At 66.6% G+C, this 21,989-nt stretch carries 14 protein-coding genes and 1 pseudogene; 7 read left to right on the top strand and 8 right to left on the bottom strand.

The window, feature by feature from the left end:
- Positions 1–79: 79 nt before the first annotated feature.
- The 5 genes from RZN05_RS17620 to RZN05_RS17600 all read right to left on the bottom strand — a co-directional run bounded on the left by RZN05_RS17620 (position 80) and on the right by RZN05_RS17600 (position 7,405).
- Complete coding sequence (locus tag RZN05_RS17620) at positions 80–1,501, bottom strand: ammonium transporter (protein WP_317227990.1); 1,422 nt, start codon at positions 1,499–1,501, stop codon at positions 80–82.
- A gap of 14 nt (positions 1,502–1,515) precedes the next feature.
- Positions 1,516–1,854, bottom strand: coding sequence for a P-II family nitrogen regulator (locus RZN05_RS17615; protein WP_100283106.1), 339 nt, complete (start codon positions 1,852–1,854; stop codon positions 1,516–1,518).
- A 162-nt stretch (positions 1,855–2,016) separates the two neighbouring features.
- The gene (locus tag RZN05_RS17610; RefSeq protein ID WP_317227989.1) at positions 2,017–2,934 is read right to left on the bottom strand and encodes an aldo/keto reductase; all 918 of its coding nucleotides are present in this window, start codon (positions 2,932–2,934) and stop codon (positions 2,017–2,019) included.
- A complete protein-coding gene (locus tag RZN05_RS17605) occupies positions 2,934–3,671 on the bottom strand; it encodes a hypothetical protein (RefSeq protein ID WP_317227988.1) in 738 nt (245 codons plus the stop codon). Before RZN05_RS17605 ends, RZN05_RS17610 begins: the two co-directional genes overlap by 1 nt.
- A 17-nt stretch (positions 3,672–3,688) precedes the next feature.
- A complete protein-coding gene (locus tag RZN05_RS17600) occupies positions 3,689–7,405 on the bottom strand; it encodes a TonB-dependent receptor (protein WP_317227987.1) in 3,717 nt (1,238 codons plus the stop codon).
- Positions 7,406–7,828: 423 nt separating this feature from the next.
- Between RZN05_RS17600 and RZN05_RS17595 the strand changes: the two genes are divergently transcribed.
- Positions 7,829–10,888, top strand: coding sequence for a glycoside hydrolase family 2 protein (locus tag RZN05_RS17595; RefSeq protein WP_317227986.1), 3,060 nt, complete (start codon positions 7,829–7,831; stop codon positions 10,886–10,888).
- Between the two features lie 246 nt (positions 10,889–11,134).
- Here the strand turns inward: RZN05_RS17595 and RZN05_RS17590 are convergent.
- Positions 11,135–11,332, bottom strand: a pseudogene (locus RZN05_RS17590) (putative signal transducing protein).
- 104 nt (positions 11,333–11,436) lie between these two features.
- Here RZN05_RS17590 and RZN05_RS17585 point away from each other — a divergent pair.
- The 6 genes from RZN05_RS17585 to RZN05_RS17560 all read left to right on the top strand — a co-directional run bounded on the left by RZN05_RS17585 (position 11,437) and on the right by RZN05_RS17560 (position 18,410).
- Complete coding sequence (locus RZN05_RS17585; RefSeq protein ID WP_317227985.1) at positions 11,437–14,430, top strand: VIT domain-containing protein; 2,994 nt, start codon at positions 11,437–11,439, stop codon at positions 14,428–14,430.
- A gap of 75 nt (positions 14,431–14,505) precedes the next feature.
- The gene (locus tag RZN05_RS17580) at positions 14,506–14,904 is read left to right on the top strand and encodes a group III truncated hemoglobin (RefSeq protein WP_317227984.1); all 399 of its coding nucleotides are present in this window, start codon (positions 14,506–14,508) and stop codon (positions 14,902–14,904) included.
- A 257-nt stretch (positions 14,905–15,161) separates the two neighbouring features.
- Positions 15,162–15,926 (top strand): FadR/GntR family transcriptional regulator, encoded by a 765-nt coding sequence (locus tag RZN05_RS17575; protein WP_317227983.1) that lies wholly within the window; start codon positions 15,162–15,164, stop codon positions 15,924–15,926.
- Between the two features lie 90 nt (positions 15,927–16,016).
- Positions 16,017–17,588 carry an aldehyde dehydrogenase (NADP(+)) gene (locus RZN05_RS17570; RefSeq protein ID WP_317227982.1) on the top strand — a complete coding sequence of 524 codons (1,572 nt, stop codon included), beginning with the start codon at positions 16,017–16,019 and terminating at the stop codon, positions 17,586–17,588.
- Positions 17,589–17,684: 96 nt separating this feature from the next.
- Entirely contained in the window at positions 17,685–18,104 is a 420-nt protein-coding gene (locus RZN05_RS17565) for a nuclear transport factor 2 family protein (RefSeq protein ID WP_317227981.1), read from the top strand.
- A 66-nt stretch (positions 18,105–18,170) separates the two neighbouring features.
- Positions 18,171–18,410 carry a hypothetical protein gene (locus RZN05_RS17560; protein ID WP_317227980.1) on the top strand — a complete coding sequence of 80 codons (240 nt, stop codon included), beginning with the start codon at positions 18,171–18,173 and terminating at the stop codon, positions 18,408–18,410.
- A gap of 38 nt (positions 18,411–18,448) precedes the next feature.
- Here RZN05_RS17560 and RZN05_RS17555 read toward each other — a convergent pair whose 3' ends face one another.
- The gene (locus tag RZN05_RS17555) at positions 18,449–19,480 is read right to left on the bottom strand and encodes an aldose epimerase family protein (protein ID WP_317227979.1); all 1,032 of its coding nucleotides are present in this window, start codon (positions 19,478–19,480) and stop codon (positions 18,449–18,451) included.
- The gene (locus tag RZN05_RS17550) at positions 19,477–21,951 is read right to left on the bottom strand and encodes a glycoside hydrolase family 3 protein (RefSeq protein ID WP_317227978.1); all 2,475 of its coding nucleotides are present in this window, start codon (positions 21,949–21,951) and stop codon (positions 19,477–19,479) included. Before RZN05_RS17550 ends, RZN05_RS17555 begins: the two co-directional genes overlap by 4 nt.
- Positions 21,952–21,989 lie beyond the last annotated feature (38 nt).

The following is a 21,989-nucleotide window of genomic DNA, read 5'->3' as shown; positions in this document are numbered from 1 at the left end:
CACCACCGGCCCAGTCGTCCGCAGGAGGAACGTCGTTTGGGCGCCGCGCTTTGGCAGGAGTGCGCGGCGCCCGATCTCGTCAGTAGTTGTAGGCGCGCTCGCCATGCTCGTTGATGTCCAGCCCTTCGAGCTCGACCTCGACGCTGGGACGCAGCCCGATCGTGTGCTTGATCGCCAGGAACAGGATCGCCGTGACCCCGCCCGAGAGCACCAGCGTGATGCCCACGGCCTTGGCCTGGGTGAGCAGCTGCGCCCCCATGTCGTAGGTGCCGGCGACCGCGGGGATCACGTTGAAGTCCATGAAGCCCTGGCCGCCCAGCGCCGGATCGGCGACGATCGCGGTGCCGATCGCGCCGACGATGCCGCCGACGCAGTGGACGCCGAACACGTCGAGCGTGTCGTCATACTTCAGCTTGTTCTTCACCGTGGTGACGAAGAAGAAGCACACGCCCGAAGCGACGGCACCCAGGACGATCGCCGTCATCGGATGCGCGAAGCCGGCAGCCGGGGTGATCGCCACCAGGCCGGCGACGACGCCCGAGGCCGCGCCGAGCAGCGACGGCTTCTTGTGGATGATCTGCTCGATGATCGCCCAGACCGCACCCGCGGCGGCGGTTGCCGTCATCGTGTTGACGAAGGCGAGCGCGGCGAACTTGTTGGCTTCGAGGTTCGAGCCGGCATTGAAGCCGAACCAGCCCACCCACAGTAGCGCCGCGCCGATCATGGTCATGGTCAGCGAGTGCGGCGGCATCGGATCGGTTTTGTAGCCAGTGCGCTTGCCGATCACGAGGCAGCCGACCAGGCCGGCGATGCCTGCATTGATGTGGACGACGGTGCCGCCGGCGAAATCGAGCGCGCCGAGACCCCAGAGATAGCCGTGATCGTCGGGCAGGCCGGGCTGGAAGTCAGGACCCGGCCAGTACCAGACCATGTGCGCCATCGGGAAATAGACGAGCGTCAGCCATAGCACGGTGAAGAGGATCAGCGGGGTGAACTTGATGCGCTCGGCGAACGCCCCGACGATCAGCGCCGGGGTGATCATCGCGAAGGTCATCTGGAAGACGACGAACACGGTCTCGGGCAGGTATACCCCGTTCGAGAAGGTCGCCGCGAAGGTGTTCGCGTCGACGCCCTTGAGCAGCACCTTCGAGAAGCCGCCGACGAAGCTGTTGAGCGACCCGCCATTGGTGAACGCCATCGAATAGCCCCAGGCGCACCAGACCAGGCCCGCGACGCAGACGATGGTGAGCACCTGCATCAGCACCGAGAGCATGTTCTTGGTGCGCACCAGGCCGCCATAGAACAGCGCGAGGCCGGGGACCGACATCATCAGCACGAATGCCGCCGAGACGAGCATCCAGGCGACGTCGCCCTTGCTGACCATCGAATCGTCGGGGACGACCGTTGCCGCCACGGCGGGCGCGGCGTCCTGTGCCCAGGCGGGCAAAGCTGCGAACAGGGCGAGACCCGCCCCGGCAGCCAATTTGGTTGCTAGCTTCATCTGATCCCCCTTCATCACAGCGCCGTCTCGTCGGTCTCGCCCGTGCGGATGCGCACCGCCTGGCCGAGATCGAGGACGAAAATCTTGCCGTCGCCGATCGCGCCGGTGCTGGCCGCGGCCTGGATCGCCTCGACGGCGCGGTCGACGATGTCGGTGCCGCAGGCGATCTCGAGCTTGATCTTGGGCACCATGTTGGTGCTGTACTCGGCGCCGCGATAGATCTCGGTCTGGCCCTTCTGGCGACCGAAACCCTTGACCTCGGTTACCGTCATGCCGGCGATCCCCACTTGCGTGAGTGCCTCGCGCACTTCGTCCAGCTTGAACGGTTTTATGATGGCGATGATCAGCTTCATGTCGCCCCCTCTTGGCGTTATCCCCGGGGGCTATTCAGCAAGCACCGTGCCAGCCGCAATTTCACGCATTTCCGCACGATTTGCGCGCAATCAAATGTCACCGGAACGTAAATTTTTGTGCAGATGCGAAAGATTGCTCGAAAAATAGGCAGCTAGCTTCGCTCAGATCAGCCATTTGTGCCGCGACAGCGCAGCGAGATGCTCGGTATCGAGCGGACCCGCCGCGATCGCCTGCAGATTGGCCTCCACCTGCGCGCGGGTCCGCATCCCCACTGCGATCGTGGATAGAGCGGGCACGCCGAGGCAGAAACGCAGCGCCGTGCCTGCCACGGACTGATCGGGAGGAAGGTCGGCTTCGAGCCGGCGGACGCGATCGGCGGTCTCGCGGCGGTGCGCATCGTAGAAATAGGCGTTGCGCCAATCGCCCTTGGCAAAGCCCCCGGCGCCGCCCGTGGCCAGCGCGCCATAATAAAGCGGCGCGCGCACCACCACGCCGATCCCCTGCGCCTGACAGCGCGGAAACAGCGCCGCGCCCGCGGGATCGAAGATATTGTACATCAGCTTGACCGCGTCGATCGCGCCGTCGGCGACGACCTCCACCCCAGCCTCGATATCGTGATCGAACAGCGACACCCCGAAGCCGGCGATCTTGCCCTCGTCGCGCAGGCGCTGGAGCGTTTCGAGCCAGTCGCCTTCCTCGCGCCATTCGGGGCACCAGGCGTGGAGCTGGAGCAGCGCCAGCCGCTCGATGCCCAGCGCGGCGAGCAACCGCTCGGTCTCCGTCCGGAGATGCGCGCCGGGATAGGCATGGTGCACCGGGACATGTGGCGAAGGCAGATCGAAGCGCACCAGCGAGGTCGGGCGGGCGATGACGTGGATATCGCCGCGTCCGGAGAGCGCCGCGCCGAGCAGGTCCAGGCCCGGCGCGTCGGCCGTGTCGATCGTCACGGTATTGATTCCGCGATCGAAGGCGTGTGCGAGCGTGGTCGCGGCTTCGACCGGATCGTCCCCGGCGCCGCACAGCGCGACGGCGAGTTCCGACACACTGATCCCGGTGCGGCCGAGAGCGCGGTAGCGCATCAGCCGGCCGCACCGGTGACGACGATCTGGAGCCCCGGCGCGTGGCGGTTGGCCCAGGCGGAGCGGTGGTAGGTGCCGGGCTGCGATGGGGTTTCGACGCAGTGGATGCTCGCCGCGCCGGGGGTGATCTCGTGGACCTGGCCGGGATCGATCAGGAAGGGAAAGCTGCCCGATCGCATCGCCTCGAGCTGGGCGGGACGGTGCGCCCAGAGCGTCTCGACATCGGCGCCGGTGCGGGCGACACGCGTGTCGAGGCGACCCAGCAGCGGGTGCTCACGGTGCATATAGGCACGGAACATCGTCCGGTCGATATTGTCGCGCGATGTGACGCGCATTCCAGCCGGGCGCCCCAGCGGCCACACCAGTCGGAACGCGCGTGCCTCATGGACGCGGTCGACATGCCACACCAGGTCTCCGGGCGCGAAATAGGTGCGCAGCGCCACCGCCGCGCGGGCGCCGACCAATTCGCCCATCAGCGCCGCGAGCGCCGCGATATCCTGCGCCAGAAGCGCGCGCTCGGAGACGAAGGTGCCCGGGCCCAATAGCTGATCACAGACTAGGCCGAGCGCCTCGCCGGGTTCGAGCCGGTTGAAATCGAGCCTGAACCCCTGCCGCGCAACGAGCGCGCGGACCAGATCGCGATAGGGCAAGTCGTCGAGCGGCGGGCGCGGCAACTCGACCGCGCCGAGCTCGGAGCGATCGAGCGCCTGCCCCGCCGCGCGCGCATCCGGGGACACGCGCGCGAGCATTGGGATCAGTTGCCGAACTGGATGCGGACGCCACCCATGACGCGGCGGCCACCATAACGAAGACGCATGACGCGCTTGGTGCCATCCGCAAACGGGATATAGTCGCCAGTCGACTCGCTCTGCGTCTCACGCGTGATATTGCGGCCTTCGAGATAAACCTGAAAGTTGCGGGTGATGTTGTAGGATGCCTTGGCATCGATAAACGCGCTCTCGTCGACGAACCGCGCAACCCCTGGGTTCCACCCAGGCGCAACCAATCGGACATTGGTCCACTGCTCGCCGGGATAATTGACGTCGATATTGTTGCCGCCGCATGGCGTGATGCACGTGAAGTTCTCGCTGCGCTTTTGATACGCAAGGCGCATGTTGAGCTTGCCGTCGTCATACCAGAGCGAGACGTTAGTCGTATATTTGGACTCATTGGGGGGTAGCATCACATCGCCGCTCAGCGGATCCTGCTGACCACTGGTGACGGCAGAGGCGAGGATCGAGAAATTGGCATCAACGCCGGTATGTTTCAGGAACCAAGGCAAAAAGGTGAACGCAGTTTTGGCCTGAAATTCCCAGATGTCGCGCTTGTATCCTGGGCCGTTGTCCCATGTCGGATAACTGAACTGGTAACTAGCCAGCGGCTGGCCGGTAACCGGATCAACTTCAGAGCTGCCGGCGAAAAGATTTTCCGTGCGAGTGACGGCGATCGGATTTCCGATCTTAACGTCAAGCTTGCCGTAAGCCACCGAGAACAATGTGTCGGCGTTTGCATACCATTCGAGGCTGGCATTGTAGCTCCATGCCGTAAATGGCTTGAGCCCGGGATTGCCGATACGGCCGCTGCAACCGAAGATGTCGTCACCCACCTGTTCGAGCGCGATCTCGTTGATCGTACAGGTTCCGCCGACAATCAGGTTGCCCATGCTGGGACGTGCAACCGTCTTGCCGCCGTAGAGCCGCAACGCCAGGGTCTCGTTGAAGCCCCACAAATTGAGGTTGAAGCTGGGCAACCAATCGGTGGTGCTCTTGTTCAGCGTCGAATTAGTGGCGAAGGTTTGCGAAAGCTGACCTGCAGCGGCGTTAGGATCGAGTGGATTGAAGTTCGGGCCAGGCCGAATCGTAACAAGCGTAAGCAGCGACGAACCCGTTACATTGGCGAAAACACCACGCACGCCGACATTGCCGTTGAATAACAGCCCAAGCGGCAAACGCTGCTCAAAATCCGCCATTGCGTAGACGTTTTTGATCGTTTCACGGACCCGCGTGACCGGTTGGGCGTATTCGTTACCATCACTGCCGGTGCAGACCTTTAGGCAGTCGAAATTCATGAATTGGGACGCGCCAAGTGCGCCGAAAAGTTCGTCAGTTTTGATACCCTGCCACGAATCGGGGAGGCTGCCGCGATTAGGCACCCCGCCGAAATATTGTGAGTCCGGTGCCTCGAGCGTCTTTTCGAACAAGGCCCGCAGTTCGTCCGGCGTCAGGGTGTCAACGCCCGAACGAACGTTCGAAGGATTGACGCTGGGAGCGAAGCCGTAATTGCACGAAAGGCCGCCGGCAGCCGCCGAGCCGGCGGTAGGCTGGCACGCGCGCACCGTGCCTCGGACATTGGCGGTCGGCACGAAGACGCCGGGAACATAGCCCGGCTGGCCAAATGTGCCCGTGGCTGTCGACACAGTGTAGCCGCCGCCGCCCCAGCGATCGAGCATGTTCTTACGATACATGCCGCCCACCTTCACACGAGTGATGAACGGAATGATTTCGTCTGTTTTGTACGCGATGTCGAATTTGGCGATCCGCTCTGAGGATTCACCCAGCGAGGGCGAATAGGACACGCCGAAGCTGGGTGTGGTGAGCGGCATCCGCGAAACGAGATATTGCGGCGACGCAACCGTGGTGGCGCTGGCAGCAACCGCGTTCTGACCAACGCAGGTCGCAGGATTGGTGCCGCCGCTTATGCAAGGGGGGGCTGTGAGCTGAACGAAATTAGCTGCGTTGGTCTCGTCGTAGCTGGCTGGCAGGTCGATATCCCAAAGACCATTAGGCTGAAGCGTCAGTGTCGCGTCCCCGTAGGCGTAAGCGCGCGAAGTGCGCATGTCTCCGCGCTTGGACTCGGCTTCGGTAATGGCGGCAAATGCATCGATCTCAAGGCGGTCGCCGCGATATTCGGCACCGACCTGAGCGTATTTGGACTGGCTGTTGATCCGGTTCTCGATTTGATCGATGCTTACTGAATTGTTTGTGGTCGTCATTTTGGTGACGTTGTGCGCGCTATCAACGACGACACTGCCCGGCACCACGTTGAGCACATTGCCAGTCACGGCGTTGGTGACGAGGCTGCTGCCGGAGCCAGTGCTGATCGCGTTATAGCCGTAGAGTGGATCGTACAGATAATAGCCCGCCGGCGCGTTGGGCGAGACGGTCCGCCGACGCGGATAGCCTGCCGTCGTGTCAACGAAGGTGCCCGCCAGATTCTGATTGAACAGCGTAACCGGAGTGCGCGTGCGGAATTGATCATCGACGTCTCGGCCGGTGAGCGTGCCCTTGGCGAAGATCGTGAGGTTGTCGCTTAGGCGATAGTCGAATCGCGCATCGAACGAATAGCGCTCCTCGGTTTGCGTCGCCATCAGGTTGCGGATCAGCGACGGCGTATAGTCGTTCCACTGATTGAGGCAGGTCTGCTGTTCTAGGATGCGTTGCGTATGCTGGGCCGCCAATGTCGCGCCGGTGACCGTGCCACCATTTCCAGTTGGGTTGTCCGGAAAAATCTGAAGGCATTGGGCCTTGCTGGAAGCCCCCGCTGCGAGACTGACCAACTCACGCGGAGTAAGCGTCGTGCCATCCGGCGCAATGCTATTGGCGAAGGCGATATCGGCGGCGTCCGTACCGACCGTCGCCGGATTATAGCTGAAGGTCTTCTCCGGCGAATTGTCGAAATCGAAGAGACGCGCGTAGTTGCGGTTGTTGCTGGTAGTCGTTTCGTAGCTATGCCCGTTGTTCTGAATTTTAGCATAGGTGCCACTGACGATGACGCCGACGCGATCACCGAACAGTTTGGTGGCAGCCACGCCGTTGAAGTCTGGCGTCCAATCCTTGCCCAGCGAATTCTGACCGGCGCCTGCACGCAGCGAGAAATAGGGCTTCTTAAAGTCCAGGCCGGTGCGCGTCTTGATCTGGATAGTGCCACCAAGACCACCCTCGGTCATCTCGGCAGTCGACCCCTTGATCACGTCGATGCTTTTGACCAACTCTGCAGGCAGTTCACGAAGATCCGGGGCGCGGCTCGGGCCTAGCGCGAGGGCAGTGGTGCTCTGGACACCTACGCCGTCGAGTTCGACGCGGGTGAGATCGGGGCCATTGCCGCGCACCGAGACATCGGTGCCTTCGCCAAATTCATTTCGGCTCAGCGCAACGCCTGGAATGCGCGAGATTGCTTCGCCAACGTTGCGATCCGGAAAGGAGCCAATGTCGTCGGCGACGATAGAGTCGGTGGCGGTCCGCGCAGCCTTCTTGCGATTATTGGCCGACTGCTGGCTGGCGCGCGAGCCAACGACGATGATCGCCTCTTGCGAGTCTTCGGGAACGACGTCGTCGGCGGAGGGAGCGGCCTGCTCGGTCGTAGCGGGCGCAGTCTGCGTCATTGCCGGACCGCCCCATGCTAGCGCCAGCCCCAGCGCTGCCCAGGAAGCAGTTGCGCCCATGCGGGCACGCGACGTCGTACGATCAGCCATTTTTCCCCTCTCCCCAACCGGTGTTGTGCACGCACTCATCCGGGGGCGGGCTTCAGGCCTTCCTGATTACCCCTGCGACCGGACACTCAGACCGAGAGACTGCTTGTGCAGTTCTCTCACAATATGAGACACAGATTCAGCTTTTAGAATTATCAGCTTTTCCGTCGGGCGCAACCCATTTGTCATACCAACGAAAAACCGGATGTTTCAGGATAGTTGCGCGAACTTGCGCTGCACTGCAGCGTAACTAAAGCAGGATTGCGCTGGCAGGATCAGGCCGCGAGTCGCGCCAGGGGAGCGAAGACGCCGCCTCACCACCTTATTGGTAAGGCCAATCTTACGTTCGGCCATCTCATGGCTTGACCATTTTAGCCCATATATCGTACTGTCGTGTCAAATCGTGGAACGAATGGGGAGGCCTGGATGCGTGGCTATGTGATCGGATTGGCATCGATGCTGGCCATCGCGCACGCGGCGCCGGCAGCGGCGCACGATGCATCGACCAAGGTCGCGTCGCCCCGCGCCACGTACAACCTCAATCCGGGGTGGAAGACGGCGACCGGCGAGCAGCGCGGCGCCGAGCAGCCCGGTTTCGACGATCGCACCTGGGCCAATACGACGCTGCCCCACGCCTTCAACGAGAAGCAGGCGTTCGCGCGCGACATCAAGCAGCTGTCGACCGGGATCATCTGGTACCGGAAACGCATCACGCTCGCGCGGCAGGATGGCCGGGCGTTCCTCGAATTCGAGGGCGTGCGCCAGGCGGCGGAGATTTGGGTCAACGGCAAGTCGGTTGCGCTGTCCGAGAACGGCGTGTCGGCGTTCGGCGCGGACATCACCGATGCGCTGCGGCCGGGCGAGAACCTGATCGCCGTCCGCGTCGACAATGACTGGAAGTACAAGGAGCGCGCGACCGGCAGCGGCTTCCAGTGGAACAACGACAATTTCAACGTCAATTATGGCGGGATCACGCGGAACGTCCGGCTGCATCTGGCCGGCGCGGTGCACCAGACGCTGCCGCTCTGGGGCTCGCTCGGCACCACCGGGCAATATGTCTGGGCCGATCGCTTCGACCTGGCGCGGCGCAGCGCGACGGTGCATGCCGAGACGCAGGTTCGCAATGCCGCGAGCACGGCGCGGACGATCGGCTATCGGGTCGAAATCCGTGATCGTGCGGGCAAGATCGTTGCGCGGCTGAACGGCGGCAGCGCGACGCTGGCGCCGGGCGAGACGCGCACGCTCGCCGCGGCGGGCAAGGTCGGCGGGCTCCACTGGTGGAGCTGGGGCTATGGCTATCTCTACACGGTGACCACCAGCCTGACCGAGCGGGGCAAGGTGATCGACAGCGTCGATACGCGCTCCGGCTTTCGCCAGACCCGGTTCGGCGAGGGGATGGTCCACCTCAACGGCCGCGCGATCCAGATGCACGGCTATGCCCAGCGCACCTCGAACGAATGGCCCGCGGTCGGCGTGTCGATCCCGCCCTGGCTCAGCGATTTCTCCAACGCGCTGATGGTCGAGAGCGGCGGCAATCTGGTGCGCTGGATGCACATCGCGCCGTCGAAGCAGGACGTGGAGTCCGCCGATCGCGTCGGGCTGATCCAGGCGATGCCCGCGGGCGATGCCGAAAGCGACGTCACCGGGCGGCGCTGGGAGCAGCGCAAGGAGGCGATGGCCGACGCGATCGTCTACAACCGCAACAACCCCTCGATCCTGTTCTACGAGGGCGGCAACGAGAATATCAGCGAAGCCCATATGGCCGAATTGAAGGCGATCCGCGACCGCTTCGATCCGCAGGGCGGCCGCGCGATCGGATCGCGCGAGATGCTCGACAGCAAGACCGCCGAATATGGCGGCGAGATGCTCTATGTGAACAAGAGCGCGAAGCACCCGATGTGGGCGATGGAATATTCGCGCGACGAGGGGGCGCGGGCCTATCAGGACGACCTCACCCCGCCGTTCCACAAGGACTCGCCCGACTATAACCGCAACCAGGACAGCCACGCGATCGAGGACGTCAAGCGCTGGTGGGACTTTTATCGCGTGCGGCCCGGCACGGGGAAGCGCGTGAGCTCGGGCGGGGTGAACATCATCTGGTCGGACTCGAACACCCATTATCGCGGCGACAACAATTATCGGCGCTCGGGCGAAGTCGATGCGATGCGGCTGCCCAAGCAGGGCTTTTATGCCCATCAGGTGATGTGGAGCGACTGGGTCGACAGCGTCACCCCGCGCAGCCACATCATCGGGCATTGGAACTACGCGCCGGGCACGCGGAAGGACGTGACCGTGGTGTCGAACGGGACGCAGGTCGAGCTGTTCCTGGGCGGCCGGTCGCTGGGCAAGGGGACGAAGAGCAGCGGCTTCCTCTTCACCTGGAAGGATGTGCCCTGGGCACCGGGAACGCTGCGCGCGGTGGCGACGCATGCGGGCGGGCACAGGTCCGAGCATGTGCTCGAGACCGTCGGCGCGCCGGTGGCGCTGCGGCTGACTCCGCATGTCTCGCCGCGCGGCTTCGTGATGGACGGAGCGGACGTGGCGCTGGTCGATGTCGAGGTGGTCGATGCGCAGGGGCGGCGGGTGCCGACCGCGAACGACCAGGTCGCCTTCACGCTCGACGGGCCGGCCGAATGGCGCGGCGGGATCGCGCAGGGCGACAGCTCGGGCGCGCCGCGCTCGGCGGTTGCCGAAGGTCCGGCAGCGCCGACCAAGCCTGCGGGCGCCGACCAGACCACGCATTATGCCGGGACCGCGCGCGGCGAGGACAATTACATCCTCTCGCAGAAGCTCCCGGTCGAGGCGGGGGTCAATCGCGTGCTGCTGCGCGCCGGGACGCAGCGCGGGACAGTGCGGGTGACCGCGACGGCGGCGGGCCTCAAGTCCGCGACGCTGACCCTGCCGACGGTGGCGGCGGGCCCGGCAAATAATGGCCTCTCCGGCGACTTTCCCGAAGATCACCAGCCCGGGCTGCTGACCCGCGGGCCGACGCCGAAGGGCCCCGCGTTCGTGCCAAGCCGTATCACGCGCACGCCGGCGAGCGTAGTCGCGGGATCGAACCAGGCCGAAGCCGGCAACAGCACCGACGACAACGAGCTGTCGCGCTGGACCAGCGACGGCCGGCGCGAGACCGCGTGGATCGAATATCGCTTTGCCGGGCCGGTGACGCTCAGTGAGATCGACTTGAAGCTCGTCGGCTGGCGCTCGCGCAGCTATCCGCTGCGGATCACGCTCGATGGGCGGACGATCTGGGAAGGCGAGACCGAACGCCAGCTCGGCTATGCCCATCTCGCCTTCGCACCCGCCAACGGCCAGGTGCTGCGGATCGTCCAGACCGGCCCGGTCGCCGACCGCGACGGCTTCGGCAAGATCGTCGAGCTCGATACCGCGCGCAAGGCGGGCGATACCGGCGCCGACGCCGTGCCCCCGGGCTGGCGGCTAGGCGTGGTCGAGGCCGATTTCCACGGCCCGGTGGGACGCCGCTAGGCTGGTATCGACATTCAGCCTATCTTCCCTCGCCCCCTGCAAGGGGGAGAGGGTTGCGCAGACTTAGTCTCTGCGAAGCAGAGGCTTAGTCGGAGCTGGGTGAGGGGGTGCGGCTTCGAAGAAGCCGCGCGGCGCTTCGCGCCGCTCTACCCCTCTCCAAGCTACGCTAGGCAGCAAGCTGCCAAGCTTCGCTATCCTCTCCCCTATCAAGGGGAGAGGATAGGTGGGGCTGAATGTCGATACAGCCTAGGGTTCGAGCATTCCCTTCGCGGCGGCCAGGTCCTCGTCGTCGACCATGACGCGCACCGGGATCAGCAGGTAGCTGCCGTCAGCGATGCTGGTCCCGGCATCGAACACGAAGCTCATAATGCCTTCGCTCTCTAGCCGGCCCTAGACGATATAGGCTTCCTGCCGATCGAAGCGCCCCAGTTCCACCAATGCCATGCCTGCGCTCCCGATCGTGCCGCACCAAAATGGGCGCGCCGCGCCGCGCGCGCCAGCGGTTTGTCGTTGCGCCGCGGACCGTGCTGGGTCAGTCTCTCCGCCGAATGAGGGGGGAAGCAATGGGGTGGCGCGCGACGATCTCGCTGGCGATCGGGCTTTGGCTGCTGCCCGCCCCGGCAATGGCGCAGACCAACCCGAGCTTGTCCGAGGCGGAGCGCGGCATCCGCACCGATGACGGTGAGGATGTCGCGAAGCACCTGCGGATCGACGAGGTGCTGGTCAGCGCGCACGTCACCGGGCGAACCGCCGATGTCACGCTCGAGCTGCTGCTCAGCGCCGATCCGCAAGAGGACGAGAATTTCGAGGCCAGGCTGGCGCTGGCGTTGCCCGCCGATGCGGTGGTCACCGGCTATGCGCTGAGCGTCGGCGACGCGATGATCCCGGGGCAGCTGCTCGAACAGCCCAAGGCGCGCAACCTCTACGAGGATGAAGTGCGCGCCGGGATCGATCCCGGGCTCGCCGAGGTTTCGGGGAACCGCTTCACCACGCGCATCTATCCGATCGATCGCGCGCATCCACGGCGCTTCCGCGTGACCTTCGCGGCGCCGTTCGATCCGATGCGCGGGATCGTGCTGCCGCTGTCGCGCGAGGGGACGATCGGCAAGGTGTCGCTGACCGTGACGGTCGACGGCTTTGCCGCCGCGCCGAGCGTGCGGTTCGCGGGCGAGACGGTGACGCTCGCGAAGCAAGGCGCGCAGTGGCGCGGCAATGCGGGCGGCGACCGGAAACGGCTGCAGGGCGGGCTCGAGATCGCCGGCGGCACGCTCGCCGCGCCGATGCTCGTCACGCGGCATGCGAGCGGCGAAAGCTTCTTCGCGATCAGCGACACCGCCCCCGCAGGCGCGGCGCGCCCGACCGGCGGACGGCTGCGCATCTATTGGGATCGCTCGCTCTCGCACCGCGACGATCGGCGCGACCTCGAGGCGGAAGTGCTCGCGCGGCTGGCCGATACGACCACGCCCGATGCGATCGACCTGATCACCTTCGCGAGCGACCGGCCGCAGTGGACGATGCATCCCGATGCAGCGGCGCTACGTAAAATGCTCGACGGCGTGACCTATCGCGGCGCGACGTCCTTCGCCGGGCTCGACGCGCTCTCGCTCCCCCCGGCGCGCCGCTGCGTGCTGGTCTCCGACGGGCTCGTGACGATCGACCGTGGCGCCGAATTCGCCGCCGATTGCCCGCTGGCGCTGCTGACCGCCTCGCCCAAGGCCGATGGCGCGCGGCTCGGCCGCATCGCGCGGGGACCGCTGGTACGCGTCTCCGACGGCAAGGTGGCGGAGGCGGTCGCCGCGCTCGCGCAGCCGACAGCGGGCGTGACCGCAATACGCGATTCGGCCGGGCGCCGCATCGCGTTTCGCACGCTTCCCGCCGGCGCGGGCGCATGGCAGATCGTCGGCCCGATGCCCGATCGCGGCGGGGTGCGCGTGCGGCTGAGCGACGGCAGCGAGCGCAGTTATGCGGCGGGCGCGACGGTGTCCGCGGACGCGCCGGGCGCGCTCTGGGCGGCGCAGCAGGTCCAGATCCTCGGCGATGATCCCGCGCGGCACCAGGCGATGGTCGCGTTCGCGCGGCGCTACCAGGTCGCCGGGCCGGCGATGTCGCTGCTCGTGCTCGAACGACCCGACCAGTATCTCCGCGCCGGCATCGCGCCGCCGCCGGGCTTCGACGCCGAGTGGATGGGCCAGTACCGCGAATCGAAGCAGGATGCCGACGAAGCGGCGCTCGACGACAAGCGCGAGCGCTTCGAGCAAGTGCTCGAGCGCTGGGCCGAGCGCAAGGACTGGTGGAAGCGGCGCTTCGTTGCGTCGGCTCGCCCCAAGCCCCGGCCGGAGCCGATGGCGGTGCCCGCGCCAATGGCCATGGCCCCCTCCCCGCCCCCGGTATCCGAGCCCGCGCCGGCGCACAGCCCGAGCGACGAAGACCGCGCGGTCATGGTCACCGGGACGCGCGCCCAAGTGGCGAGCGAGTCGGCAGGGCTCGCGGCCGATGACGTGAGCGAAGCGATCGTGACGGCGGCCCGGCTCCGCGACGTTCCGGTCGCGCGGGCCGAGCGCGCGACCGTCGACACCGCAGTCAAGGTCGATCTTGCCGACCTGATCGCCAAGCGCCCCTATATCCTCGCGCTCAACGCAGCGGCGCCGGCGCAGCGGCTGACGGTGCTCGCCGAGCAGGAACGCGCCTTTGGATCGGTGCCGAGCTTCTATTTCGACGTCGCCGAATGGTTCCGGCGCAAGGGCGACACCGCAACCGGGGAGTCGCTGCTGCTCTCGGCACTCGAACTGCCGCAGGCCGATGACGAGACGCGGCAGATCGTCGCCTTCCGGCTCGAGCGCGACAAGGCGCACGACCGCGCGATCGAGCTCGCCGAGCATATCGCGGCGGCCAATGCCGAGTTCCGCCCGCAGCCCGCGCGCGATCTGGCGCTCGCGCTCGCGGCGCGCGGGCGCAGCCGCGGCGCGGCGGGACGCGCCGATCTGGAGCGCGCCTTCGCCTTGCTCACCGATGCGGCGCTGAACCCGGCATCGGACGATTTCGACGGGTTCGAAGTGATCGCGCTGATGAACGCCAACGCGCTGGTCCCCGATATCGAGGCAGTGGGCGGGCGCTGGACGCTCGACCCGCGGCTCGTCGCGCTGCTCGATACCGATGTGCGGATCGTCATCGAATGGGTCGCCGACGACGCCGATATCGACCTGTGGGTCAACGAGCCGAATGGCGAGCGCGTCTTCTACGGCGATCAGCTGAGCAGCGCAGGCGGACAGATCTCGAACGACATGACCGACGGCTACGGCCCCGAGGAATATGCCATCCGCCGCGCACCGCAGGGTGCATACGAGGTGCGGATCAACGGGTATGACGCCGACCGGATCAACCCCAACGGCGCCGGCCATGTCCTCATCCGGCTGACCCGGAACTTCGGACGGCGCAGCGAGGAAGAGACGTTGGTCGATGTCGACCTCGCCTTCCAGCAGGGGCGAGACCGCGACGAAGAGGCGCGGACCAAGCCGATCGCGACGTTGCGGGTGGGGCGGTAGGGCTGTCCCCGCCCGCCGGGTGCGACAATTTGTCCTCTCGCCCGCCGGCGCACCGCGCCCTAGCTGCAGCGTGCCATGACCCCGCCGCTCAGCGAAGACGATCTCACGCGCCTGGTCGATACCTTCTATGCGCGCGTCCGCGACGACGCGATGCTGGGGCCGATCTTCAACGGTGCGATCCAGGACTGGCCCGTGCACCTCGCCCGGCTCCAGGCCTTCTGGTCGTCGGTGATGCGGACCAGCGGGCGCTACAAGGGCCGGCCGATGCCCGCGCATATCCGCCACGCCGAGACGATCACGCCCGAGACCTTCGTGCGCTGGCTCGCGCTGTGGAAGGAGACGACAGAGGCGTTGTTTCCTCCTGAAACGGCGGCAGCGCTGCAGACCAAGGCCCGCCATATCGGCGAGAGCCTGTCGCTGGGGATCGAATTCTACCGCGACCGGCTGCGCGAAATGGAGGCGGCGGGGGAGTAACCGTCAAACCTCCTTCTCCCCTTGTGGGAGAAGGAAGGGGCCCGCTCGATGAAATCGAGTGGGAAGGATGAGGGGGACGTAGAGGAGACACACTCCCCCTCACCCTTCCGCCGATTTCATCGGCTCCCTCCCTCTCCCACAAGGGGAGAGGGGTTTAAACTTGCTCAACGCCTAAGAAGCGGCATCGGGTTTCCCGACGCCGCAAATCCCGGTAGAGGGGCAGCCCCCAATCCTCCTACTTATCCACCACGGAGCCGATGGCCACCGCCCCACCTGCCGAAGCCAAGCCCAAGCGCGTGCGGCGACGCCCGCCGCGGCCGCGCTCGCTGCGGCTGCACGGAACGGTGGCGCGCGAGCTCGGCACGCGGATCGTCTCGGGTGTGCTCGAGCCCGGCGAGATCCTCGAGGGCGAGATCGCCGCGAGCGTCCAGTTCAACGTCTCGCGCACCGCCTATCGCGAGGCGATCCGCATCCTTGCCGCCAAGGGCCTGGTCCATTCGCGGCCCAAGATCGGCACCCAGGTGTCGCCACGGAAAGAATGGCATCTGCTCGATCCCGACGTACTTGGCTGGATCTTCGCGGGCGAGCCCGACGCGGGGCTGATCGCCAGCCTGTTCGAGCTGCGCCGGATCGTCGAGCCCGATGCCGCGCGCCTCGCCGCCAGCCGCCGTACGCCCGAGCAGCTCGCGCGGATGAAGGCCGGGCTCGACGGCGTCGCGCAGCACGGCTTCGCCACCGAGGCGGGGCGGCGCTGCGACGAGGCGTTCCATTCGGCATTGCTCGAAGCCTCGGCCAACGACTTCATCGTCTCGCTGACCAGCGGAGTCGCCGCGGCGATCGCGATCACCACTGCGTTCAAGCAGCACCGCCTGCCCGCCCCCCACGACGCGCTGCCCATCCATCTCGAGGTGTTCGAGGCGATCGAGGCGCAGGATGCCGAGCGCGCGCACGACGCGATGGCGCGGCTCGTCGAGCGCGGGCTGAGCGACACGATGGAAGCGCGCGGCGGGGCCTGCTGCTGATGCGCAGGATTGAACCGGGGGCCGGGCATGCCTAAGTCGCCCCTGACGCATTGTTACCGCTAACTTCATTATGACATCGGGAGAGTTCGCATGGCGCTGACTGGAGAATTGTTCGTGGCTTCGAAGCGCGTGTCGCGCGACGGCCCGGGCTTCAAGGCCGTTGCCGCGGCGACCGGCACGGAGATCGAGCCGAGCTTCAGCATCGCGACCACCGAGGACGTCGAAACCGCCGCAGCCGCTGCCGAAGCCGCCTTCCCGATCTATTCGGGGCTGCCGCGTGAGGACCGCGCCAAGTTCCTCGAAGCGATCGCCGACGAGATCGAAGCGCTGGGCGACGAACTGGTCGAGCGCGCGATGCAGGAAAGCGGGCTGCCCCAGGCGCGGCTGACCGGCGAGCGTGGCCGCACCGCCGGCCAGCTCCGCCTGTTCGCCAAGGAGCTGCGGCTCGGCGAGTATCTGCGCGCGCGCATCGATCATGCCATTCCCGATCGTGCACCGGCGCCCAAGCCCGATCTGCGGCTCCGCCATGTGCCGCTGGGCCCGGTCACGGTGTTCGGCGCGAGCAACTTCCCGCTCGCATTCTCGGTCGCGGGCGGCGACACCGCCTCGGCGCTCGCCGCAGGCTGCCCGGTGATCGTCAAGGGCCACTCGGCGCATCCGGGCACGTCGGAGCTGGTGGCCGGCGCGATCACCCGCGCCGCCGAGAAGACCGGCATGCCGGCCGGCGTATTCTCGCTGATCAACGGCGCGGGCAACACGGTGGGCCAGGCGCTGGTCACCGATCCGCGGATCAAGGCGGTCGGCTTCACCGGATCGCGCGGCGGCGGCACCGCATTGATGAAATTGGCGCAAAACCGGCCGATTCCGATCCCGGTCTATGCCGAAATGAGCAGCATCAACCCCGTTTTCCTGCTCCCCGGCGCGCTGGCGGCGCGCGCGGAGGCGCTCGGCAAGGGCTATATCGCCTCGCTGACGATGGGCGCGGGGCAGTTCTGCACCAACCCGGGGCTCGTCCTGGCGCTCGAGGGCCCCGATCTCGACACCTTCGTGACGTCGGCCTCCGACGCCATGTGCGGCGCGCCGTCGCAGGTGATGCTCACCCCGGGCATCCACAAGGCCTATGAGAGCGGCGTCGCGCGCTGGGCTTCGGCCCCCGCGCTCAAGCTGGTCGCTAAGGGCCAGGAAGCGTCGGGCCCGACTTCGGGCCGCGGCGCGCTGTTCACGATGACCGGCGCCGACTTCATCGCGGACCCCAGCCATGCCGAGGAAGTGTTCGGCGCCGCCTCGCTGCTGGTGCGCTGCGCCGACATTGCCGAGCTCCAGAAAGTCGTTACGCTCCTGGAAGGACAGCTCACCGCGACGCTGCATCTGGCCGAATCGGATACCGAACTCGCCCGCCAGTTGCTCCCTTCGCTCGAACGCCTCGCCGGCCGCATCCTCGCAAACGGCTGGCCGACCGGCGTCGAGGTGACCGACGCGCAGGTCCATGGCGGCCCCTTCCCCTCGACCTCGGACGGGCGCAGCACCTCGGTCGGCACGCTGGCGATCGATCGCTTCCTGCGTCCGGTGGCGTATCAGGACCTGCCCGAAGCGCTGCTGCCCGCCGAGCTTCGCGAGGATTCGAGCGTCCCCCGCCGCATCGACGGCAAGCCGACGCTCTGACCGTTCGTCCCGCCGGCGCGACATTGGCCCCTGGCCGATGTTGCGCCGGCTACCGGCCACGCTAGGCTGGGCGCCTCAATCGCGAGGAACCAGCCGATGCGCATGTTGCTGCTTGCCGCCCTGATCGTAGCCGCCCCCGCTTATGCCCAGGAGAAGGACGAGGTCGGGGCGCGCGCCGCCGTGAACCATTATCTCGCCGGCCACGCCACCGGCAGCGCCGACGAATTCCGCGCCGCCTTCCATCCCAAGGCGATGCTCTACTGGAACCGCGACGGCGCTTTCACCGAGCGGACCGGCACCGACTATATCGCCGGCGCGCCGGGCAAGCCCGCCGCCGACGAGGCGCAGCGCCGCCGCGCGATCGAGAGCCTCGACATCACCGGCAACGCGGCGATGGCCAAGGTCGTGCTCGATTATCCAGGCGTGAAGTTCACCGATTATTTGTCGCTGGTGAAGGCCGATGGCGAGTGGCGGATCGTCAACAAAATCTTCAACGTCGAGCGCAAGGCGCCATAGCTTCAAATCGGTTCCCGTCGGCAGCGTTTGCTGCGATGCGCAGGGCGTGCATCCAAGGGAAGTTGAATGAAGAAAATAGTCCAGGTTCTGTGCGTCGTTTTGATCAGTGTCGCCGTGATGACGGGGCTGCGCTGGTATCGCTATGTCGCGAGCTCCGATACGCCCTATGATGAAGTCGGCATCACGCTGAACGGCTATATGCCCGGACCGATCCGGAGCTGGGGCTGCCACAAACTGCAGGAACGCTTCCCCCGCGCGCTGCCGCCTTATGGCTGCGCCGGTCCCGATGGGCGGAGCTGGGCCTGAGTCTACAACGGCCGGACAGCGCGATGCGCGTCCGGCCGCTAACCGAAGGCGCCGGCCACGTCCTTCGCCGTCCGGATGCGGAACGCCATGTCGTGGCGGTATTCCTGCCCCGGATCGAGCCGCGCCGAGGGAAAGCCCTGCTTGTTGGGGCTGTCGGGGAATTTCTGGGGCTCGAGGCACAGCCCGCCGCGCGCCGGATAGATGCCGCCACCGGTGCCGGGGGCGCCGCCCGCGAGATGGTTGCCAGTGTAGAATTGCAGGCCCGGCTCGGTCGAATGTAGGTCCATCACCCGACCCGAAGCCGGATCGAACAGCGTCGCGACGCGGCGGATCGCCCCCGTGGGGCCGTCGAGCACATAATTATGGTCGAAGCCCTTGCCCTGGCGGAGCTGGACGTCGTCGGCGGCAATATCGCGGCCAACCGGCTTGGGCGTGCGGAAGTCGAACGGGCCGCCCGCCACGTCGGCCAGCGCCCCGGTGGGAATCAGCGCCGCGTCGGTCGGCGTCGTCCGGCTCGCGGGGATCTGGAGGACATGATCGAGGATCGTCGCGCCGCTGCGCTCGCCGGCCAGGTTGAAATAGGCGTGGTGGGTGAGGTTGAGCACCGTTGCGTGGTCGGTGGTCGCGCGGAAGCCGATCGAGAGCCCGTCCTCCTCGATCGCGTAGCGCGCACGGACATGAAGGTTGCCCGGGAAGCCATTGTGGAGATGCGGGCTCCGCAGCGCGAAGGTCACCGAGTGATCGTCGCGCGCCTCGATCTCCCAATCCTGCAAGTCGAAGCCGTTCGGGCCCGAATGCAGGCTGTTGGCGCCGTCGTTCGCAGCGACCCGATATTCGGTGCCGTCGAGGCTGAAGCGCGCGCCGCCGATGCGGTTGGCATAGCGCCCCGCGACGACACCATAGAAGCGTGGATGCGCGCGATAGTCGCCAAGGTCGCGATATCCGAGCAGGACGTTGGCGAGCCTGCCGTTGCGGTCTGGCACTTCGAGACGACGCAACGCCGCGCCGAGCGGAAGAAGCTCGGCGCGGATGCCGTCACGGGCAATCTCGATCGTCTCGATATCGCTCAAGGCTGGGCGCCAGGGCAGATCGAGGCGTTGGGATCGGAGACGATGCGAACGTCGGCGATGCTCAGCCCGAACGGACCCGTGGCCTGGAGCACGAAGGGCGCGGCGACCTTGCTCAAATCAACGCCGTTCGACTGATAGCATTTGAGAAAGACCTTGGCAGTCCGCCAGGTGCCGGTCGCGCCGGTGAACAGGCTGGTCGCATCGATCGTCCCCTTGTTGGCGCCGCCTTCCATCGACAGCCGGACTTTGCCCGCGGGCGCGCGATCGACGCGGTAGCTGATCTGGAGCGAGAGGTCACCATTGGCCTCGCGGGTCAGGTCGAGCGGGTCGCCGCCGCCGATCCGGAGAGTCGCCGGGCCGCTCGGCCAGGTGAGTTGCTGCGCGCCTTCCTGGGTCTGCGGGCCGTCGACGGTTTTCCGCGCGACCTTGCTGTCGGTGGCAAAGGAGAAGGGCGCGGGAGTCACGCCCTTGGCGAAGAAGGTGCCCGTGTTGCCGAGCGACGGATCGATCCCCGCTTCCTCGCTCAGCACCGGCACCGTGCCGCCCTTGGCATAGGTCAGGCCGTGGCCGAGCGCGAACAGCGGGTCGTAGCCGGGCTTCCCCTTGTTGTTGGCGAACTGGCCCGCGGTCTTGGGCCAGCTGAACGACAGGCGGCCCTTGAAGTCGGCGCGCGGCTTGCCGGCCGCATCGCCGACCAGCACGTCGGCTACGCCGCCGCCCTCGCTGCCCGGCAGCCAGGCTGCGACGAACGCGTCGGAGGCATTGATCTCCGGGTTGGTCCACAAGGGTCGGCCCGAGAGGAACACCGACACTACCGGTACCCCGGCATTCTTGAGCTTCCTGAGCAGCCCGAGCGCCTGCTTGTCGCCCGGCTGGAATTCGAGCGTGCGGATGTCGCCGCGCATCTCGGCATAGGGCTGCTCGCCGAACACGACGATCGCGACGTCGGGTTGGGCAGTGAAGGTGCCGTCCGCCGAGAGCGTCGCGGTGCCGCCCGCGGCTTCGACGGCCTTGCGGATCCCGGCGTAGATCGTCTCGCCATTGGGGAACAGCTCGTTGCCGTTGCCGTCGCCCTGCCAGCTGAGCGTCCAGCCGCCGGTCTGCATCCCCATCGAGTCGGCGCCGGGGCCGGCGACGAGCACTTTGGCGCCCGCCTTTACCGGCAGCACGCCCTCGTTCTTGAGCAGCACGAGCGACTTGGCGACTGCTTCGCGCGCGACGGCGCGATGCGCGGAACTGCCGAGCACGCCGGCTTTGCCTTCGATCGGCCGGGCGGGGTCGAACAGCCCGAGCTTGGCCTTGACCCGAAGAATGCGGCGCACCGCATCGTCGAGCCGCGACATCGGGATCGTGCCGTCCTTGACGTGCTTCAGCGTCGACTCGAACAGCCCCTTCCAGCTGTCCGGCGCCATCGCCATGTCGAGCCCGGCGTTGAAGGTCGCGGCGCAATCGGTGGGGGTGCAGCCCGGAATTTGGCCATGGCCGTTCCAGTCGCCGACGACGAAGCCCTGGAAGCCCATCCGCCCCTTGAGCACATCGGTGAGCAACGACTTGTTGCCATGCATCTTGACCCCGTTCCAGCTATTGTACGACGCCATCACGGTGAGCGTGCCCGCGTCGATCGCGGGCGGATATCCGGCGCCGTGGATCGCGATCAGCTCGGCCTCGCTCACCCGCGTATCGCCCTGGTCGATGCCGTTGAAGGTGCCGCCGTCGCCGAGGAAGTGCTTGGCCGACGCCGCGACCTTGCCCTTCTGGATGCGGCCGGTGGTGGTGGGATCGCCCTGGAGCCCGCGGACCATCGCACCTGCAAAGCTGCGGACGATCGCGGGATCCTCCGAATAGCCCTCGTAGCTGCGGCCCCAGCGATCGTCCTGCGGCACGGCGAGCGTGGGACCGAACGCCCAGTCGGGGCCGGCGGCGGCGGTCTCGACGGCAGTGACTTCGCCGATGCGGCGGATCAGCGCGGGATCGTTGGCGGCGCCGAGCCCGATATTGTGCGGGAAGATCACTGCGCCGATGACGTTGTTGTTGCCGTGGACCGCGTCGACGCCGAAGATCAGCGGGATCGCGACATTGCCGGGGCGCGGCTCCATCGCGACCGCGCGGAAGGCGCGCGCCGTGGCGACCCAATCGGCCTGAGGCGAGCGGTCATTGCCCGAAAGCGGGGGCGAATTGCCCCCGGCGAGAATCGAGCCGAGCGGGTATTTCCGGAGATCCTCGGGCTTCACGCTGGCGATATCGCCCTGGATGAGCTGTCCCACCTTCTGCTCGAGCGACATCTTCGCCATCAGATCGGCGACCATCTTCTCGGTGGCGCGATCGACCAGGGCGGGGCTGGCAGCGCGCGGCCATTTGGCGGGATCGGCGACGGTCGGCCCGCCAGACAACGCTGTCGGCGATTGCTGTGCAAAAGCCGGCGTGGCGTATAAAATCGTGCTCGCAAGCAGCAGCTTGGTCCCCAGGCGCATAACCTCTCCTCCGTTCTTGTTTGTGGTAGCGATATCGC

It is taken from the genome of Sphingomonas sp. HF-S4, from assembly GCF_032911445.1.
Lineage (GTDB): Bacteria > Pseudomonadota > Alphaproteobacteria > Sphingomonadales > Sphingomonadaceae > Sphingomonas > Sphingomonas agrestis.
Note: the sequence above shows the minus strand (reverse complement) of the source record. Positions and strands in the feature narration are given on the sequence as shown.

What these genes read in the sequence shown, in the direction of transcription:
- RZN05_RS17620 (WP_317227990.1), bottom strand. Translation starts at nt 1,501, where the DNA reads ATGAAGCTAGCAACCAAATTGGCTGCCGGGGCGGGTCTCGCCCTGTTC.
- RZN05_RS17615 (WP_100283106.1), bottom strand. Translation starts at nt 1,854, where the DNA reads ATGAAGCTGATCATCGCCATCATAAAACCGTTCAAGCTGGACGAAGTG.
- RZN05_RS17610 (WP_317227989.1), bottom strand. Translation starts at nt 2,934, where the DNA reads ATGCGCTACCGCGCTCTCGGCCGCACCGGGATCAGTGTGTCGGAACTC.
- RZN05_RS17600 (WP_317227987.1), bottom strand. Translation starts at nt 7,405, where the DNA reads ATGGCTGATCGTACGACGTCGCGTGCCCGCATGGGCGCAACTGCTTCC.
- RZN05_RS17595 (WP_317227986.1), top strand. Translation starts at nt 7,829, where the DNA reads ATGCGTGGCTATGTGATCGGATTGGCATCGATGCTGGCCATCGCGCAC.
- RZN05_RS17585 (WP_317227985.1), top strand. Translation starts at nt 11,437, where the DNA reads ATGAGGGGGGAAGCAATGGGGTGGCGCGCGACGATCTCGCTGGCGATC.
- RZN05_RS17580 (WP_317227984.1), top strand. Translation starts at nt 14,506, where the DNA reads ATGACCCCGCCGCTCAGCGAAGACGATCTCACGCGCCTGGTCGATACC.
- RZN05_RS17575 (WP_317227983.1), top strand. Translation starts at nt 15,162, where the DNA reads ATGGCCACCGCCCCACCTGCCGAAGCCAAGCCCAAGCGCGTGCGGCGA.
- RZN05_RS17570 (WP_317227982.1), top strand. Translation starts at nt 16,017, where the DNA reads ATGGCGCTGACTGGAGAATTGTTCGTGGCTTCGAAGCGCGTGTCGCGC.
- RZN05_RS17565 (WP_317227981.1), top strand. Translation starts at nt 17,685, where the DNA reads ATGCGCATGTTGCTGCTTGCCGCCCTGATCGTAGCCGCCCCCGCTTAT.
- RZN05_RS17560 (WP_317227980.1), top strand. Translation starts at nt 18,171, where the DNA reads ATGAAGAAAATAGTCCAGGTTCTGTGCGTCGTTTTGATCAGTGTCGCC.
- RZN05_RS17550 (WP_317227978.1), bottom strand. Translation starts at nt 21,951, where the DNA reads ATGCGCCTGGGGACCAAGCTGCTGCTTGCGAGCACGATTTTATACGCC.